Source organism: Lachnoclostridium sp. MSJ-17 (assembly GCF_018918205.1).
Lineage (GTDB): Bacteria > Bacillota > Clostridia > Oscillospirales > Acutalibacteraceae > Ruminococcoides.
The window spans coordinates 1-1,194 of sequence record NZ_JAHLQB010000084.1 but is presented as its reverse complement, the minus strand read 5'-3'; the positions used below and the strand labels follow the sequence as shown (position 1 = coordinate 1,194).

At 41.8% G+C, this 1,194-nt stretch carries 2 protein-coding genes; one reads left to right on the top strand and one right to left on the bottom strand.

The features are described 5' to 3' along the window. Nucleotides 1-149: glyceraldehyde 3-phosphate dehydrogenase NAD-binding domain-containing protein (locus KQI64_RS07235; RefSeq protein ID WP_301282425.1), on the bottom strand; the 149-nt coding region annotated here is incomplete at its 3' end. 473 nt (nucleotides 150-622) lie between these two features. Between KQI64_RS07235 and KQI64_RS07230 the strand changes: the two genes are divergently transcribed. Then, the coding region (locus tag KQI64_RS07230; protein WP_216524036.1) for an Rnase Y domain-containing protein at nucleotides 623-1,194 on the top strand (572 nt) is incomplete at its 3' end.

Genomic DNA, 1,194 nt, shown 5'->3' with positions numbered 1-1,194 from the left:
GCGGTGTCGTACTTGAGCAGGTTAGCGAGCATCTTGGGATCGGTGAGGTCGTTGATAGCTACTACCTCGTAACCCTCTGCGCCGAACATCTGTCTGAAAGCAAGACGTCCGATACGGCCGAAACCGTTAATTGCAACTTTTACTGACATAATAAATTCCTCCTAAAATTAAGATATATATATTATATTACATTTCTTTTATTTATTCAATAGTTTGCTGAAAAATTCACAGTATTTTTTCCATTTTTCACCAAGCCTTCACAAAATTGCCATAACATATTTATCAAATCTTGCATTTTTCACATACATTATTCAGTATTGCAATTATTTTTTTGTGAAACTGTTATTTCCGACTTGACAACATATTGATTTTATATTAAAATTAGTAAAGAATACGGATTTATGCGTATTTCCGGGGCGGTTTTTTCACGCCGTACCCGTCTTTTTAATCAGACTCTTAAAGAAGAGCCGTTTATTATAGATATTTTTTATACATTTAATAGCCAACAGGTTTGGTCGTAAAAAATATTTGATGAAAACTGAATATCTTGATTAACGGCACCTTCGGAGTCTATTGATTGGGAATGATTATTAAAAACTAATTAAAAGGAGGTGTCATGGGAATGCAGCTGTTTTTAGCGATAATTCTTATAATTGTCGCTTTGCTGGCAGGCGTTGCGGTAGGTATCGCCGTCGGTATCAACGTGCGCAAGAATACCGCCGAAAAGGAAATCGGCAGTGCCGAGGAAGAGGCTAAGCGCATCGTTGCCGACGCTATCAAGACCGCTGAGGCTAAGAAGAAGGAGTATGTCCTCGAGGGTAAGGACGAGGTTCACCGCTTCAGAAACGAGAGCGAGAAGGAAATCTCCGACAGACGCAAGGAAGTTCAGCGTCAGGAACGCCGTATCCAGCAAAAGGAAGAAACGCTCGACAGAAAGCTCGACAACGTCGAGAAAAAGGACGAGCGCGTCAACAAGAAGCTCAAGGAAGCTGACCAGAAGCTCGAGGAGATCGAAACCCTCAAGAAGAGTCAGTTTGAAATGCTCGAAAAAATTTCGGGCTATACAACAGAGCAAGCAAAAAGCTACTTGCTTTCCCAGCTTGAAAGCGAGCTCGCGCACGAGAAATCCGTCAAGATCATGGAGTATCAGGCGCAGCTCAAGGAAGAAGCGGACGAAAAAGCCCGCAACATTAT